The sequence below is a fragment of the Streptomyces sp. NBC_00287 genome (genome assembly GCF_036173105.1).
Classification (GTDB): Bacteria; Actinomycetota; Actinomycetes; order Streptomycetales; family Streptomycetaceae; genus Streptomyces.
On sequence record NZ_CP108053.1, the window covers coordinates 8,015,095 to 8,027,935 of the forward strand.

Below are 12,841 nucleotides of genomic sequence, written 5' to 3' on the forward strand. Positions count from 1 at the left end.
GTGGTACTCCGTAGCAATGCTTTACGGGAGAAGGTGCCGCAAATGACGGAAGACCTGAAGAAAAGGGGTGGCTGGGAGGGTCTGCCGGACGTTCCCAGCCACCAGCCCACGGACCGTGTGGTCTTCGGCGTCACCGCCGTCATCACCGTGGCCTTCGTGATCTGGGGCTCGGTGGCGACGGACTCGCTGGAGAGCGTCTCCAGCAAGATGCTCAACGGCCTGATCCACAACGGCGGCTGGGCCTTCATTCTGGCCGCCTCCTGCTTCGTCGTCTTCGCCCTGTGGCTCGCGATCAGCCGCTACGGCCGCATCCACCTCGGCGCCGAGGGCGAGGAGCCCGAGTTCCGCACGGTGTCCTGGGTCGCGATGATGTTCAGCGCGGGCATGGGCATCGGCCTGATGTTCTACGGCGTGAGCGAACCGCTCTCGCACTACACGACCCCGCCACCGGGCACCGACCCCGCCGACTCCGCGGAACGCATGGAGACGGCGATGGCGACCACCCTCTTCCACTGGACGCTGCACCCCTGGGCGATCTACGCGGTCGTCGGACTCGCCATCGCCTACAGCACCTTCCGCAGGCGCCGCCGCCAGACCATCAGCGCCGTCTTCACCCCGCTCATCGGGGAGAAGCACGCGAACGGCACCGGCGGACGGGTCATCGACATGCTCGCGATCATCGCCACTGTCTTCGGCTCCGCGGCCTCCCTCGGCCTCGGCGCCCTGCAGATCGGCTCCGGTTTCCAGGAGCTGGACTGGATGGACGAGGTCAGCGAGGGTCTGCTCGTCGCCATCATCGCCGTACTGACCCTGGCCTTCGTCGCCTCGGCCGTCTCCGGCGTCGAGCGGGGTATCCAGTGGCTGTCCAACACCAACATGGTGCTCGCCCTGATCCTCGCCCTGTTCGTGTTCATCGCGGGCCCCACGATCATCGTGCTCGATCTGCTGCCCACCTCGATCTTCTCCTACCTCGGCGATCTGCCCCAGCTCGCGGGCCGCACCGAGGCCAGCGGCGGCGAGGGAGTCGCGGACTGGCTCGGCAGCTGGACCGTCTTCTACTGGGCCTGGTGGATCTCCTGGACGCCCTTCGTCGGCATGTTCATCGCCCGGATCAGCCGCGGGCGCACCATCCGGCAGTTCGTCGGCGGTGTGATCCTCGTGCCCAGCACCGTGAGCCTCGTCTGGTTCGCGATCTTCGGCGGCTCGGCGATGAAGCTGAAGGAGGGCGGCGCGCTGGCCGGCGAGGACACCCCCGAGGGCCAACTCTTCGGTCTGCTCCAGGAGTTCCCCATCGCCACCGCCACCAGCGTGCTGGTGATGATCCTGGTCGGCATCTTCTTCGTCTCGGGCGCCGACGCCGCGTCCATCGTGATGGGCACGCTCTCCCAGAAGGGCGCGCTCGAACCCGGCCGGCTCGTCGTGGTGTTCTGGGGCGTGGTGACCGGAGCCGTCGCCGCCATCATGCTGCTCGTCGGCAGCGGGCAGGGCGACGCGCTCACCGGCCTGCAGAACCTCACGATCCTGGCCGCCGCGCCCTTCGTCCTGGTGATGATCGGCATGTGCGTCGCCCTCATGCGCGATCTGCGCCAGGACCCCGTCATCGTGCGCGGCGCGATGGGCAACGAGGCCGTCGAACTGGCCGTGATCGCGGGCCACCGCAAGTACGACGGCGACTTCGCCATCAAGATCGGCCCGGGCCCCGGCACCGAGACGGAGGGCGACCCCCTGGGCCACGACCACGTCTGAGAGCCTGGGCGCGCTCAGGGGGAGGTGAGGGCGGCCGCCTCCTCCGCGCAGCCCCAGGCCACTGTCACTCCGGCGCCGCCATGGCCGTAGTTGTGCACCAGGACCCGTCCGTCCGGCAGGAGTTCCCGCTCGAGACGGACCGCGTCCCGCACCGGCCGCAGCCCCACACGGTGGTCCAGGACCCGCGCCCCGGCGATCTCCGGCCGCAGCTCGGCACACCGCCCCACGATCGCCTCGGCCACCTTCGGATCGGGCTCCAGCGACCACGCGTCCTCGACCGCGGTCCCACCGAGCAGCAGCCGCCCGGGCTGCGGAAAGAAGTACGCCATCTCCCCGGAGGCGTCACTGGAGGTGAGCCAGGTGTCGATGCCCGGGTTCTCCACGACCACCAACTGCCCCCGCACGGGCCGCACCGACGGATCCGGCACCAGCTCCCGCGCGCCGAGCCCCGTGCAGTTGACCACGACCGGCGCCTCCGCCTCGGCGAGCGCCGACACCTCACGCGTCTCGATCGACCCACCCGCGCTGAGGAACCGTTCCCTCAGCCACGGCAGATGAGTCGACATGTCGATGAGCGGCAGCCGGGCCGACAGCCCCACCCCGCCGTGCTCGTCGGCTGTCGCCGCCCGCAGCCCCGGCACCCGCCCCGCCGCCCAGGCGTCCGCCCCGTCCAGGTCCCCTTCGCCCAGTACCCCTTCGACCATGCGTACGCCCGTGGCCTCGGAGCGCTCCGCGAGCTCCGTGTACACATCGAAGGACCGCAGCGCCCAGTCCCGGGCCAGGGCGACGGGTTCGATCTTGTACGGCCACCACAGCGCGCCCGCGACCGCCGAGGTGGTCCGCTCGACGGGGTCCCGCGTCCACACCCGCACCCGACGGCCGCTCTCGGCCAGGACCAGGGCCGTGGTCAGGCCGATGACCCCGCCTCCGACCACGATGACTTCGTCGTTCCGCCGCTTCTCCACCCAGGGACGGTAGCGGAATGTGCCATGCCGTGCTCACATCACCCCCGCGCTGGGGATACTCACAGCATGTCTGCCGAGTACGCGACCTTCGGCCTGGCACCGGCGATGCGTGCCGGTGGAGTCCTCGCCAACGGTGACTACCAAGTCCACCGGGACTTCGTGGACTTCATCGTCGACGGGCGCCCGCTGCTGTTCCAGCTCTCCGACCTCGACGCCGTCTCCCCACTAGCCTCCGACGTCCCACCCGCGATCTTCACCGCCCAGGTCCAGAGCCTGCTGCTGGAGGCGGACCCACCGCTTCCGGACGGCCGGTACGTCATCTATGGCTGCCCCGAGTGCGAGAGCCTGGCGTGCGGCGCGGTCACCGCCGCCATCGACAGAGACGGCGACGACTTCATCTGGCGGGACTTCGCCTGGCAGACCGACGAACACGCCGATCTGGAGCTCAACGGCTATCACGGCATAGGGCCCTTCCGCTTTGAGGGCGCCGAGTACCGTGCCGCGCTGGCCTCCCTCCTCGACGAGGCGCCCGTCGGCTACCGCCGCCGCGTCCTGCTGATCGGCGCCCGGGTCGCCGTGCTGGCCAAGCTCGCCGCCGCCCTGCGCACCATCGGCATCGGCGCCGACATCGCCGCCGACGCCGAGGGCGTCCCCGCCGACGAACTGCGCGCCTACGGCGCCGTCGCCTTCGGCCGCGCCGTCGGCCAGGAGGAACGTGCCGCCGTACGCCGCGCCTTCGACCGCGCCGGTGTCGAGGTGGCCTGCGTCGACGGCCTGGCCCCGATCGTCCCGCTGCTGGTCGCCCAGATAGAGAACGCCCTGGACCGCAGCCCGGTACAGCAGCGCCGGCTGACCCGTCTGGTCGCGGTGGACGGCGAGGCGGGCGTGGAGGTCACCTCGCCGTGCCGGGTCCGCCTGACCGCGTACCGACTGGACCGCCTGTACCGTACCCACGCCCATGAGGTCTTCGACGGCATCCTGGAGCCCGGCCGCCATCGCATCGCCCTGGACGCCAAGGCGGTGAAGGGGGAGGCGTATGTGGTGGCGCGGACCTCGGGAAGCGTGCTGGTGGAGGCGATGGCCCGGTGAGACAGCGGAATGAAGCCACCGGGCCGGGGCCATTAGGATCGGGGCCTGATGACTGCCACCCTCGTCGTGAAGAACCTCGCCGCCGGCCACGGCGACCGCGCCCTGTTCAGCGGGCTCGACCTCGTCGTCGCGCCCGGAGATGTGATCGGCCTGGTCGGCGCCAACGGTGCCGGAAAGTCCACGCTGCTCAGGATGCTCGCCGGCCTGCTCGCGCCGGAGGAGGGCGAGCTGCGCCTCTCCCCGCCGACCGCGACCATCGGCCACCTCCCGCAGGAGCCGGAGCGGCGGCCCGGCGAGACCGTCCGCGAGTTCCTCGCCCGGCGCACCGGCGTCGCCGAGGCCCAGCGCACCATGGACGAGGCCACCCAGGCCCTGGTCGACGGGGCGCCCGGCGCCGACGACGCCTATGCGACGAGCCTGGAGCGCTGGCTGGACCTGGGCGGCGCCGACCTCGACGAGCGCGCCGAGGAGATCGCCGACTCCCTGGGCCTGGCCGTGGACCTGGACCAGCCGATGACCTCCCTCTCGGGCGGCCAGGCGGCGCGGGCCGGTCTCGCCTCACTGCTCCTGTCCCGCTACGACGTCTTCCTCCTCGACGAGCCCACCAACGATCTCGACCTGGACGGCCTGGAGCGCCTGGAGCGCTTCGTGAGCGGCCTGCGCGCCGGCACCGTCGTCGTCAGCCACGACCGCGAGTTCCTCACCCGCACGGTCACCAAGGTCCTCGAACTCGACCTCGCCCAGCAGCAGATCAACCTCTACGGCGGCGGCTACGCGGCTTACCTGGAGGAGCGCGACGTCGCCCGCCGACACGCACGCGAGGACTACGAGGAGTACGCCGACAAGAAGTCCGCCCTCCAGGACCGCGCCCAGATGCAGCGCTCCTGGATGGACAAAGGCGTAAAGAACGCGCGCCGTAAGTCGGGCAACGACAACGACAAGATCGGCCGCAAGTTCCGCAGCGAGGCCAGCGAGAAGCAGGCCGCCAAGGCCCGCCAGACCCAGCGCATGATCGAACGCCTTGATGTAGTCGAGGAGCCGCGCAAGGAGTGGGATCTGCGCATGGAGATCGCCTCGGCCCCGCGCTCGGGAGCGGTTGTCGCGACCCTGCGCGACGCGGAGGTCCGCCGAGGCGACTTCACCCTCGGCCCGGTCTCCCTCCAGATCGACTGGGCGGACCGGGTGGCGGTCACCGGCGCCAATGGCGCGGGCAAGTCGACCCTGCTCGGGGCCCTGCTCGGCCGTATCCCCCTCACCGCGGGACAGTCGACGCTCGGCTCTGGCGTGCTGATCGGCGAGGTCGACCAGGCCCGCAAGCTCTTCCACGGCGAGGAGGCACTGCTGGACGCCTTCTCGGCCGCGGTCCCGGACACGGAACCGGTCGAGGTGCGCACCCTCCTGGCCAAGTTCGGTCTGAAGTCGGACCATGTGCTGCGCCCGGCGGCCACGCTCTCACCCGGCGAGCGTACGAGGGCCGCCCTGGCCCTGCTCCAGGGCCGGGGCGTCAACCTGCTCGTCCTCGACGAGCCGACGAACCACCTCGACCTCCCGGCCATCGAACAGCTGGAGTCGGCGCTCGACTCCTACGAGGGCACGCTGCTCCTGGTGACCCACGACCGGCGCATGCTGGACGCGGTGCATGTCACCCGGCGCCTGGAGGTCGCCGACGGCAAGGTGACCGAGCGCTAGCTCTTGCCCTTCAGCAGGGCGCAGACGAAGTTCTCCTGGACGGCACGCAGTTGGCGCAGGAGATCGGGCTTGAGGGCCTGGTTGATCTGTGTCGTGGTGGAGAAGGTCAGGGACTTGCGCCCGTCCGGGGTCGCCGCGACCAGCTGGGTGTAGCCGGCCGTGTTGCCGGTGTGGCCCAGGACCACACCGCAGCGGGTCGTGTACCGGAAGATGCCGAGCCCCGCCTTGTTCCGGCCGGGACCGGCGGGCTGGGAGGCGCCCTCGATCCAGTCGCGCTGCTGCTGGACGACGTCGTCGCCGTAGAGCTCGCCCCCGGCGTAGCCGCGGATGAAACGGGTCATGTCGGCGGGGGTGGAGACGATGCCGCCCGAGGCCCAGACGCCGGACATGCCGATGAGCTCGCTCACGTCCTCCGGCGGCTCGGGAGGGGACACGTCGTAGCCGTGCAGATAGGGCTCCGGCATCTGATAGCCCTGCGGCAGGCTGGTGCGGTCCAGGCCCAGCGGCCGGTACACCAGCTCCTCCAGCAGCCGCTCGTACCGGGCGCCGGTGGCCGCCTCGGCCATCAGGGCCACGGCGATGTTGTCGGAGTTGGAGTACTGGTACCGGGTGCCCGCCGGGAAGCGCAGGGAGCGGTTGACCACGTAGTTGAGCAGCTTGCGCGAGTCGAAGCGGTGCCTGGGGTTGGCGAGCAGGGTCTCCCGGAACTCCCGCGACTCGGAGTAGTCGGGCAGGCCGCTGGTGTGGTTCAGCAGTTGGCGCAGCGTTACGGCGCCCCAGGCGTCCGGCAGGTTCGGCAGCCGCTCGCCCAGGGTGTCGTCCAGGCTCAGGTCGCCGAGGCGGACGAGGGACAGCGCCACCGCTCCGCTGAAGGCCTTGGCCGCGCTGGCGATGCGCATGTGGTCGTGCGGCCTGAGCTTGCGCCCGGTTTCAAGGTCGGCGACTCCGGCCGTCACGACCTGGGTCTTGCGGCCGTCCTTCAGCACGGCGATGACACCGGGCGGACCGCCGGGACTGCGGACCAGGGCTTCCAACTGGCGTTGGAGAGCGGGGTCGGTGTCCGGCTTTGGATGCGTGGCGGCGCCCGCGGCGGCGGGGGACAGCGTGGTCAGACAGACCGCGACGAGGGAGACCGTACCCAGACGGGGTCGGCACAGGACACGGCGGCGGATCGGCATGGGCACTCCCGGGAGGTGCTGGCTGGTCGCGGTCCAGCCTGATGCCCCGCGCGCCCGAGGGCCGCTCGTGTTGCTGCACACGGCCCAACCGGCCTCCCCGTCGTGGCGGGGAGGCCGGTTGGGCCGTCCGTCAGCGCTTGCCCTTCTTCGGGTCCAGCAGTCCCGCACGGCGCAGCGCGTCGGCCATCGCGCTGTTCGCGGGCGGCGCCGCCTGGCGCGAGCCGCCGCCACCGCCGCCACGCCCCTGCCGCTGCTGCGGCGGACGCCCGCCGCGCTGCTGACGGCGCTCGCCGCCGCCGGACGGGCCCTGCGGGGCGGCCTCGTCGTCCAGCCGCAGCGTCAGCGAGATCCGCTTGCGCGGGATGTCGACGTCGAGGACCTTCACCTTGACGATGTCACCCGGCTTGACGACGTCCCGCGGATCCTTGACGAACGTCTTCGACAGCGCGGAGACGTGCGCGAGACCGTCCTGGTGGACACCGACGTCGATGAACGCCCCGAACGCCGCCACGTTCGTCACGACGCCCTCCAGGACCATCCCGGACGACAGATCGGAGATCTTCTCGACGCCCTCCTTGAAGGTGGCCGTCTTGAAGGCGGGTCGCGGGTCGCGCCCGGGCTTCTCCAGCTCCTTGAGGATGTCGGTGACGGTCGGCAGACCGAACGTCTCGTCCACGAACTCCTGCGGCTTCAGCGACCGCAGTACACCGGTGTTCCCGATGAGGGACGCCACTTCCTGGCCGGAGGTCTTCACCATCCGCCGGACCACCGGGTAGGCCTCCGGGTGCACGCTGGAGGCGTCCAGCGGGTCGTCGCCGCCCCGGATCCGCAGGAAGCCCGCGCACTGCTCGTACGCCTTCGGGCCGAGCCGGGCGACCTTCTTCAGCTCGGAGCGGGACTTGAACGGACCGTTGGAGTCGCGGTGCGCCACGATGTTCTCGGCGAGTCCGGAGGTGATGCCGGAGACGCGGGAGAGCAGCGGGGCGGACGCGGTGTTCACGTCGACGCCGACGCCGTTCACACAGTCCTCCACCACCGCGTCCAGCGACCGCGACAGCTTCACCTCGGACAGGTCGTGCTGGTACTGGCCGACGCCGATCGACTTCGGGTCGATCTTCACCAGCTCGGCGAGGGGGTCCTGGAGCCGGCGCGCGATGGAGACGGCGCCGCGCAGCGACACGTCCATGTCGGGCAGCTCCTGCGAGGCGAACGCGGAGGCCGAGTACACGGAGGCGCCCGCCTCGGACACCATCACCTTGGTGAGCTTCAACTCCGGGTGCTTGGTGATGAGTTCACCGGCGAGCTTGTCGGTCTCCCGGGAGGCGGTGCCGTTGCCGATCGCGATCAGCTCGACCGCGTGCTCCTTGGCGAGCCGGGCCAGCTTGGCGATGGCCTCGTCCCACTTGTTGGCCGGGACATGCGGGTAGATGACATCGGTCGCGACGACCTTGCCGGTCGCGTCGATCACGGCGACCTTCACGCCCGTACGGAATCCGGGGTCCAGGCCCAGCGTCGCGCGCGTGCCGGCCGGCGCGGCGAGCAGCAGGTCCCGCAGGTTCGCCGCGAAGACATTGACCGCCTCGTCCTCGGCGGCCGTACGCAGCCGCAGCCTGAGGTCGATGCCGAGATGCACCAGGATCCGGGTCCGCCAGGCCCAGCGGACGGTGTCCTTCAGCCACTTGTCGGCCGGGCGGCCGCGGTCGGTGATCCGGAACTTCGAGGCGACGATGCCCTCGTACGAGGACGGCCCCTCCGTCGGCTCCTCCGGCTCGAGATTGAGGTCGAGGACCTCCTCCTTCTCGCCGCGCAGCATGGCGAGGATCCGGTGCGAGGGGAGCGCGGTGAACGGCTCGGCGAAGTCGAAGTAGTCCGCGAACTTGGCGCCCGCCTCCTCCTTGCCCTCGCGCACCTTGGCGGCCAGCCGCCCGCGCACCCACATGCGCTCACGCAGCTCGCCGATCAGGTCGGCGTCCTCCGAGAACCGCTCGGTGAGGATCGCCCGGGCGCCGTCGAGGGCGGCCTGCGGATCGGCCACGCCCTTGTCGGCGTCGACGAACGCGGCGGCCGCGGCCAGCGGTTCCACGCCCGGATCGGCGAGCAGCCCCTCGGCGAGCGGCTCGAGGCCCGCCTCGCGCGCGATCTGCGCCTTGGTCCGCCGCTTCGGCTTGTACGGCAGATAAATGTCCTCCAGGCGCGCCTTGGTCTCGGCGCCCCGGATCCGAGCCTCCAGCTCGTCGGTGAGCTTGCCCTGCTCGCGCACCGACTCCAGGATCGCCGTCCGCCGCTCCTCCAGCTCCCGCAGATAGCGCAGCCGCTCCTCGATCGTGCGCAGCTGCGCATCGTCGAGCATCTCGGTCGCTTCCTTGCGGTAGCGGGCGATGAAGGGCACCGTCGAACCGCCGTCGAGCAGCTCGACGGCAGCCTTCACCTGCCGCTCCCGTACGCCGAGTTCCTCGGCGATCCTGCCTTCGATGGACCCTGTTGCCATGGATCCGCTGGACCCGGGTGTCGTCACGATCCCGTACCGCCTTCTCACTGAGGTTGCGCGGCAATTGTGGCAGGTGACACCGACAGCCGGGGATCAGGGCGGGTCCGAGTCAGGCCCTGCGCCGTCGCGCGCCGCCGGACGCGCCGCTGAAGAGCCGGGCGAGCGCCCGGAACGGCAGCGTCACGACGGTCGCCACGGCCGAGCCGATCTGTCGCAGAACGTCTGCAATGGCACGGAACACGAGCGTCCCCTTTCCTCTCCGGCCAGGTCGGCCGGTGAGCACCGGGTACCTCGCCCGTACTCCGGCATGCGCGGACGATCAGGCCTTGCCGATCAGATCCGCGGGGAACGCGCCCGCGGCCAGTGCCGTACGGACGAAGCCCGAGCCGAGTTCCGTCAGCCGGGCCACGCCTTCCGCGCCCAGGTGCTCATAGGGCGCGCGGTCCAGGCGGTCGGTCTCTCGTTCGATCTCGTCGCGCAGGGCGATGCCCTGTTCGGTCAGTTCGCCCGAGTCGTCCAGCAGGCCGCGCTCGCGCAGCCGGGCGCAGGCCGCGTCCCACTCCTCCTGGTTCCAGCCACGGGTGACGAGCTGCCACCTCGGGGTGAAGCCCCGGCCGGTCGCGGTGTGCGTCACCAGCGCCTCCAGGCCGTCCAGTTCAGCGGACATCAGCGCGGCGAGGTGCCCGTCGCCCCGGTGTTCGCGCAGCAGCGTGGCGGCGTGGAAGTACGCCAGGTGCGGCTCCTCGGGAACCGGCAGGTCCGCGTGGGCGGCGTACAGCGGCCGCGCGTGGCGCGCGCACGCCTCGGTGGCCCGCAGCGCCAGTTCCGCGGCCTCGGCCAGCTCGGCGGAGGCGATGACCTCCTCGCCCAGCAGCCGCCGCAGCATGGCGTCGACGGCACGCGCGCGTGCCGCGAGCACCTGCTCCGGCGTGGCGGTCTGCCACACGGCGGGGACATGCCGGGCCACGGCCTCGTACTTGTAGTTGTAGAAGGTGGCCGTGACCGTGCCGGGCCCGACGGCGCCGAGGGCGGCGGACCGCACCGCGAAGTTCACGGCCTTGGGGTGGGTGATCCCCAGCGCGCCCGCTTCCTTGCCGAGTTCGGGCGCGAAGTAGTGCATGGAGTGCAGCGTGTTGAGCGCGTTGTGGCAGCGGCGGCCCGCGCGCGGGTCCAGGGCGGCTGTAGTCATGCCGGGCAGGTTACCGACCGCTTGGTATCCCAGGTCCAGAAGGGTGCAGGGAGGTGGCAGAAAAGGTGGGGAACTCGTCATTGCGGCCATGAGCGCGCCCGCCAAGAATCGTGGGCATGGCGCAGCGAACGGTTCTCCTGGTCCTCTTCGACGGTGTGCAGAGCCTCGATGTCACCGGCCCGCTGGAGGTCTTCACGGGCGCGGAGAACCAGGCGCCGGGCAGCTACCGCCTCCGCACGGCCTCCCTGGACGGCGCCCCCGTCCGAACCTCCAGCGGCCTGACCCTCGTACCGGACACATCCCTCGCCGACGCACCCGCCCCGCACACCCTCCTCGTCCCGGGCGGCCAGGGCACCCGCGGCCCGGACCCGGGGCTGGCCGCCTGGCTGCGCGCTCACGGACCGCGCGCCGAGCGCCTCGTCTCCGTCTGCACCGGAGCGATCCTGCTCGCCGAGGCGGGTCTCCTGGACGGCCGCCGGGTGACGACCCACTGGGCGTACTGCGCCAAGCTCGCCCGCGACCACCCGGCCGTCCGGGTCGACCCCGATCCCATCTACGTCCGCGACGGCCATGTCTCCACCTCCGCCGGTGTCACCGCCGGCATCGACCTCGCGCTGGCCCTGGTCGAGGAGGACCTGGGCCGGGACACCGCCCTGACCATCGCCCGCTACCTGGTCGTCTTTCTGCGCCGACCGGGCAACCAGGCCCAGTTCAGCGCGCAGCTAGCCGCCCAGACGGCCCTGCGCGAACCGCTCCGGGACGTTCAGCAGTGGATCACCGAGCACCCGGCCGAGGACCTCGGCGTCGAGTCGCTCGCCGCCCGCGCGGGACTCTCCCCGCGCCACTTCGCCCGGGCCTTCCGCGCCGAGACCGGCACGACTCCCGGCCGCTATGTCGACCAAGTCCGCCTGGAACACGCCCGCCGTCTCCTGGAGGACACCGCCGGGGGCGTCGAGGAGATCTCCCGCGCCAGCGGCTACGGCACCCCCGAGGCCATGCGCCGAGCCTTCCTGAAAGCCCTCGGCACGGCCCCGGCGGAGTACCGCCGCCGCTTCCACCCAGCCCCGTCCATCTGAAAGGCCCTCGATGCAGATCGCCATCGTCCTCTTCGACCGCTTCACCGCCCTCGACGCCGTGGGCCCCTACGAGACCCTTGGCCGCCTCCCGGACGCGGAGACCGTGTTCGTGGCCGAGCGGACCGGACCCGTCCGCACCGACACCGGAAACCTCGCGCTCACCGCCGACCGGACCCTGGCCGAGGTGCCGAGCCCGGACATCGTGATTGTGCCGGGCGGCCCCGGCCAGACCCCGCAGATGGAGAACGCGGCGCTCCTGGACTGGCTGCGCGCCGCCGACGCCACCAGCATCTGGACGACGTCCGTGTGCACCGGCTCCCTGCTGCTGGCCGCTGCGGGGCTCCTGAAGGGGCGCCGGGCGACATCGCACTGGCTGGCCCTGGACTTCCTGAAGCAGTTCGGTGCCGAGCCCACGGGGGAGCGGGTGGTCACGGACGGCAAGTACGTCACCGCGGCCGGCGTCTCCTCCGGCATCGACATGGGTCTGACGCTCCTCGGGCGCATCGCGGGCGACGAACACGCCCAGGCCGTACAGCTGTTGACGGAGTACGACCCGCAGCCGCCCTACGACGCAGGCTCCCCCGAGAAGGCGCCCGCGCACCTCGTCGCGGAGTTCCGCACGAAGAGCCGCTTCATCCTGACGTAGGAACGCTCCAGGTGAAGTGCGGCTTCCGACGCTGAAGGAACGCGGCGACGCCCTCCGCGAGGTCGTCACTGCCGCGCGCCTGCTCGCTCCAGTGGGCGTCGCGGTCGAGGCGGCCGTTCGCGAACTCCTTGGCCGCCGCCTGGGTCAGCTGTGAGCGGCCGACCAGGATCCGGGTGAACTCCGCCACCCGCTTGCCCAGTTCGCCCGCGGGCAGCACCTCGTCGACCAGACCCGTGCGCAGCGCCCGCGCGGAGTCGATCAACTCGCCCGAGAACAGCAGGTACTTGGCGGCGGCCGGGCCCGTCAGCGCCACCAGCCGCCGGGTGGAGGAGGCCGGGTACACGATGCCCAGCTTCGCCGGGGTCACCCCGAACAGCGCGCCCTCCTCGGCGAACCGCAGATCGCAGGCCGCCGCGAGCTGAGTCCCGCCGCCCACACAGTGCCCGCGCACGGCGGCCAGCGTCGGCTTGGGGAATGCCCCGAGCGCGTCCTCGGCGCGCTTGGCGAGGCCCTGCGCCTCCTCGGGCGTGTCCTGGAGCGCGCCGATGTCCGCCCCCGCGCAGAAAGTGCCGCCCGCCCCGGTCAGCACCAGCGCCCGCACCTGCGGATCGGCGGCCAGCGTGCCGAGCAGCGGCGGCAGCGCGGCCCACATCGCCGACGTCATCGCGTTGCGCTTCTCGGGGTGGTGGATGACGACGGTGGCCACCGAGTCGGTGACGCTGTGCAGCAGCTGCGGCTCCATGCGCCGGATGCTATCCGGCCCGCCGGACGGCCG

Annotated in this window: 11 protein-coding genes; 5 read left to right on the forward strand and 6 right to left on the reverse strand. The window is 71.5% G+C overall.

The features are described from left to right. The first annotated feature begins 42 nt into the window (after positions 1–42). Positions 43–1,746: a BCCT family transporter gene (locus tag OHT76_RS36305; protein WP_328875103.1), complete on the forward strand. Its 1,704-nt coding sequence runs from the start codon at positions 43–45 to the stop codon at positions 1,744–1,746. A gap of 14 nt (positions 1,747–1,760) precedes the next feature. Here the strand turns inward: OHT76_RS36305 and OHT76_RS36310 are convergent, their stop codons facing one another. Then, a complete protein-coding gene (locus OHT76_RS36310; RefSeq protein ID WP_328875104.1) occupies positions 1,761–2,711 on the reverse strand; it encodes an FAD-dependent oxidoreductase in 951 nt (316 codons plus the stop codon). A gap of 66 nt (positions 2,712–2,777) precedes the next feature. Here OHT76_RS36310 and OHT76_RS36315 point away from each other — a divergent pair, with 66 nt between their 5' ends. Both OHT76_RS36315 and OHT76_RS36320 read left to right on the forward strand, forming a co-directional pair. Beyond that, positions 2,778–3,800 carry an oxidoreductase gene (locus tag OHT76_RS36315; RefSeq protein ID WP_328875105.1) on the forward strand — a complete coding sequence of 341 codons (1,023 nt, stop codon included), beginning with the start codon at positions 2,778–2,780 and terminating at the stop codon, positions 3,798–3,800. A 48-nt stretch (positions 3,801–3,848) separates the two neighbouring features. Further along, the gene (locus tag OHT76_RS36320) at positions 3,849–5,489 is read left to right on the forward strand and encodes an ABC-F family ATP-binding cassette domain-containing protein (protein ID WP_328875106.1); all 1,641 of its coding nucleotides are present in this window, start codon (positions 3,849–3,851) and stop codon (positions 5,487–5,489) included. On the opposite strand, the gene OHT76_RS36325 is transcribed toward OHT76_RS36320, so the two are convergent. From OHT76_RS36325 to OHT76_RS36340, 4 genes are all read right to left on the reverse strand, one after another. Next, the gene (locus OHT76_RS36325; protein ID WP_328875107.1) at positions 5,486–6,667 is read right to left on the reverse strand and encodes a serine hydrolase domain-containing protein; all 1,182 of its coding nucleotides are present in this window, start codon (positions 6,665–6,667) and stop codon (positions 5,486–5,488) included. The two genes, OHT76_RS36320 and OHT76_RS36325, sit on opposite strands and share 4 nt — an antisense overlap. A gap of 130 nt (positions 6,668–6,797) precedes the next feature. Continuing rightward, positions 6,798–9,155 carry a Tex family protein gene (locus OHT76_RS36330; RefSeq protein WP_328875108.1) on the reverse strand — a complete coding sequence of 786 codons (2,358 nt, stop codon included), beginning with the start codon at positions 9,153–9,155 and terminating at the stop codon, positions 6,798–6,800. Positions 9,156–9,264: 109 nt separating this feature from the next. Further along, a complete protein-coding gene (locus OHT76_RS36335) occupies positions 9,265–9,396 on the reverse strand; it encodes an LPFR motif small protein (RefSeq protein WP_328875109.1) in 132 nt (43 codons plus the stop codon). Positions 9,397–9,474: 78 nt separating this feature from the next. Then, complete coding sequence (locus tag OHT76_RS36340; protein ID WP_328875110.1) at positions 9,475–10,344, reverse strand: SCO6745 family protein; 870 nt, start codon at positions 10,342–10,344, stop codon at positions 9,475–9,477. Between the two features lie 116 nt (positions 10,345–10,460). Here OHT76_RS36340 and OHT76_RS36345 point away from each other — a divergent pair, with 116 nt between their 5' ends. Together OHT76_RS36345 and OHT76_RS36350 are read left to right on the forward strand one after the other, a co-directional pair. Further along, positions 10,461–11,420, forward strand: coding sequence for a GlxA family transcriptional regulator (locus OHT76_RS36345; RefSeq protein ID WP_328875111.1), 960 nt, complete (start codon positions 10,461–10,463; stop codon positions 11,418–11,420). 10 nt (positions 11,421–11,430) lie between these two features. After that, positions 11,431–12,066, forward strand: coding sequence for a DJ-1/PfpI family protein (locus tag OHT76_RS36350; protein WP_328875112.1), 636 nt, complete (start codon positions 11,431–11,433; stop codon positions 12,064–12,066). Here the strand turns inward: OHT76_RS36350 and OHT76_RS36355 are convergent. Further along, positions 12,053–12,808: an enoyl-CoA hydratase/isomerase family protein gene (locus tag OHT76_RS36355; RefSeq protein ID WP_328875113.1), complete on the reverse strand. Its 756-nt coding sequence runs from the start codon at positions 12,806–12,808 to the stop codon at positions 12,053–12,055. The two genes, OHT76_RS36350 and OHT76_RS36355, sit on opposite strands and share 14 nt — an antisense overlap. Positions 12,809–12,841: the final 33 nt, after the last annotated feature.